This window comes from Saccharomonospora iraqiensis subsp. paurometabolica YIM 90007, from assembly GCF_000231035.2.
Lineage (GTDB): Bacteria > Actinomycetota > Actinomycetes > Mycobacteriales > Pseudonocardiaceae > Saccharomonospora > Saccharomonospora paurometabolica.
Genome location: NZ_KI912255.1, coordinates 3,519 through 7,095, shown reverse-complemented (window position 1 = coordinate 7,095; position 3,577 = coordinate 3,519). Strand labels below are relative to the sequence as shown.

Annotated in this window: 2 protein-coding genes and 1 pseudogene; all 3 read left to right on the top strand. The window is 73.1% G+C overall.

Annotated elements, in window-relative coordinates:
- Window positions 1-1,991: AAA family ATPase (locus SACPADRAFT_RS28675; protein WP_040924593.1), on the top strand; the 1,991-nt coding region annotated here is incomplete at its 5' end.
- Between the two features lie 163 nt (window positions 1,992-2,154).
- Window positions 2,155-2,961, top strand: a complete 807-nt coding sequence (locus SACPADRAFT_RS0218525) for a DUF3239 domain-containing protein (protein ID WP_007026941.1) — start codon at window positions 2,155-2,157, stop codon at window positions 2,959-2,961.
- Window positions 2,962-3,253: 292 nt separating this feature from the next.
- Window positions 3,254-3,577 (top strand): annotated as a pseudogene (locus SACPADRAFT_RS33200) (signal recognition particle-docking protein FtsY); the annotation flags it as partial.

The window sequence follows — 3,577 nt, the reverse complement described above, 5'->3', positions numbered from 1 at the left end:
TGGCCGACGCGGTCGCCGTCGCCGCGGGGGACGACGCGGTCACGGCGCTGCGCTGGCTCAAGGACACCGAATCCGGCCGGGCGGGGCTGTTGCTCGGCGCCGCCCCCGACACCGTCGAGGCGTCCGGCCTGCCCGCGTTGCCGGACGGTGCCCGCTGGGCACGCGAGGTGGTGCACGCACCCGAGGCGTTGCGGCCCGCCGTCGAGAAGGCGCTGAACCGGGTCGCGCTGGTCGGGGAGCTGGACGAGGCCCGGTCACTGGTCGCGACGCACCCGGAGCTGACCGCCGTCACCACCGACGGCGACGTGTTGGGGGCGCACTGGGCGACCGGCGGCTCCGCACGGGACGAGAGCGTGATCGAGACGCAGGCCGCGGTCGACGAGGCGAAGGAGCGGCTGGCCGAGGCCGAACGCAACCTGGAGCGGGTGACCGCCGAGCTGGACGGTGCCCGCGCCGAACAGCAGGACCGCCGTGCCGAGGTGGGCGAGGCCAAGGAGGCGCTCAACGACGCCAAGGTGCGGCACGCGCGCTCCTCGGAGCGGCTGAGCAGCCTCGAACAGGCGGCGCGCTCGGCGGAGTCGGAGGTGCGGCGGCTGCGGGAACAACGCGACAAGGTCGAACACAACCGGGAGCAGGTCCTCGCCGAGCTCGCCGAACTCGAGGAACGCCTGGCGTCGTTCTCCGACGAACCGGTGGAGGAGGACCCGGACACCACCGAGCGCGACGAGGCCGCGGAGTCGCTGGCCGCGGTGCGGCAGGAGGAGGTGGACGCGCGGCTGGCGTTGCGCACCGCCGAGGAACGTGTCCAGGGCATCGCGGGCCGGGCCGAGGCGCTGCGGCGGGAGGCCGAGGCCGAGCGGCAGGCGCGGGAACGTGCCGAGCAGGCCCGCATCGCCCGCGCCCGCGGCGCGGAGATCGCCGGCGCCGTCGTGGACGGCGGGGAGTCCGCACTGGAACGGATCGAGACGTCGTTGCAGCGCGCGGCGGCGGAGCGGGACGCCATCCAGGCCCGCCGGGAGGAGACCGAGCAGGCGCTCGGCCAGGTGCGCAACCGGGTGCGGGAGCTGACGGTGGAGCTGGAGAAGCTCACCGACGCCGTGCACCGCGACGAGGTCGCCCGTGCGGAGCAGCGGCTGCGGCTGGAGCAGCTGGAGGCTCGGATCACCGAGGAGTTCGCCATCGGGCTGGACGACCTCGTCGCCGAGTACGGCCCGGACGTGGACGTGCCGCCGGGGCCGGGGGAGATGGCCGAGTACGAGGCCGCGAAGGAGCGCGGCGACACCGTGATGGCGCCGCAGCCGATCCCGTACGACCGGGACACCCAGCAGCGCCGCGCCAACCGGGCGGAGAAGGACCTGGCCAAGCTGGGCAAGGTGAACCCGCTGGCGCTGGAGGAGTACGCCGCGCTGGAGGAGCGCTACAAGTTCCTGTCCACCCAGCTGGAGGACCTCAAGCAGACCCGTGAGGACCTGCTCTCCGTCGTCAAGGAGGTCGACGAGAAGATCCTCGAGGTGTTCACCAGCGCCTACACCGACGTCGCGCGGGAGTTCGAGACGGTGTTCTCGGTGCTGTTCCCGGGTGGGGAGGGGCGCATGGTGCTCACCGAACCCGGGGACATGCTCACCACCGGGGTGGACGTGGAGGCCAGGCCGCCGGGCAAGAAGGTCAAGCGGTTGTCCCTGCTGTCCGGTGGGGAGAAGTCGCTGGTGGCCGTGGCGATGCTGGTGGCGATCTTCCGGGCGCGGCCGTCGCCGTTCTATGTGCTCGACGAGGTCGAGGCGGCGTTGGACGAGACGAACATGCGCAGGCTGATCGGGCTGTTGGAGCAGCTGCGCGCGAACTCGCAGCTGCTGATCATCACGCACCAGAAGCCGACGATGGAGATCGCGGACGCGCTGTACGGGGTGAGCATGCAGGGCGACGGCATCACCCGGGTGATCTCCCAGCGGCTCCGGGCGGACGACGGCGTCGAGGAGCCCGCCCCGGCGTGAGACGTCGTTCCCGCGCCGCCGCGTCGGTTCGTGGGCGGGGACGGTCGACTCGTCGGGCCGGAACGGTCGACTCGTGGGCACGGGGTGGCAACTCGCGGACGTGGGGCGTCGACTCGCGGGCTCAGATCACCCGGACGGGTGGCGGGTCTGTCAGGATGCCCGCATGGCAGAGGTGGCAGAGCACGGGTGGCCCGCGGGGGATCCGCGGAGGTTCTTCGACGCGCCGATCGACCCCGAACACCTTCGGCAGAGCAGCCCGAACGTGTACCGCAGGGCGCTGTGGCTCACCCTCGGGATCCTCGTCGGGGGTGTGCTGATCGGGCTCGGCGTGTGGTCGATGCTCGACGGCACGTGGTGGGCGATCCCGCTCGGCGTCCTGGCCGTGCTGGTGGGGCTGGGGCTGTTCCTGCGCGGACTGCTGACCGGTGGTGCCACCCGGCCGTACCGGGCCGGCCAGCTCGTCCCGGGCATGGTGGTGGAACAGGCCGACGCTGACGTGCAGCTGCTGGTCATGGCGGACATCTCCCGGGACCCGGTGGCGCCGCCCGCCTTCGCCTACCGGCTGATCAGCTTCCGTGCCCGGGAGGGCACCCGGTTCGTGCCGGGTCAGTGGCTGCCGTGCGTGACCCACGGCTTCGTCGCCCCGCCGTGGAGCAGGCGCTGGTGGAGCTTCGAGGCGTCGCCGGTGGTGTGGGCGACGGCGGAGGCGCAGGTGCTCGACCGCGCGAGTGCGGCCGTGCCGGGTGCGGAGTGGGAACAGCTGCTGGCCGGGGCCGCACGGGTCGCCGAGATCCGGCGCCGCGGAACCCGGCTCGGCCGGATCGCCGACGACGACCTGCCCGAGTCGCTGCGCCGCCCGCCGACGCGCCTGGGCGTGCCCGTGGAATGGCAACCGGACGGCCGCGCCCGCTTCGTCGGCTCGGTCGCCGACACCCCCACCACACCCCCGCTCACCCCCACCGGCACCTGACCGCCGGGGTTGCCGTGAAGGGCACATTCCCTGCGCCCTGTGCCGTGAGGGGCACATTCGCTGCGTCGGGTGCAGGGAAAGTGCCCCTCACGCCACAACGGAGGGTGACCGGCCCGGTGTGCCGAGGAATCCGTGGGCGCTGACCGGGTCGGCAGCACGAACGCCACCGCCCTGCCGACGGCGTGACCACCACGTAAGAACCTTCGCGAGCAGTGGATCCGTATCCGGTTGGCCGCTCACCGTGCTCCCGGGGCGACCTGCCCGGGTGGAGGACGGGTGGGAGGATGGCAGCGTGTCGAACACCTGGTTGTGGATCATTGTCGTAGCGGCCGTCGTGCTGTTGGTCGCGCTCGTGGGCGGGCTGACGATCGCGCGCAAGCGTCGGATCAGCCTCCAGCGCGAGCGCGAGCGGGAGGTCGAGGAGAAGCCCAAGGGCGGTGGGTATCAGGCCGGGGGCGGGATCGCGCTCGCACCCGGCGGTGACCAGGCCACGACCAGCACGGCGCCGCCCACCCCGCCGGCGCCCGAACGCACCGAGACCGACGGCGAGCCCGGTGTGGGTGACGATGCCGCCACGCCCCGTGACGCCCCGCGTCGGGACATCGTCGACGTGCGG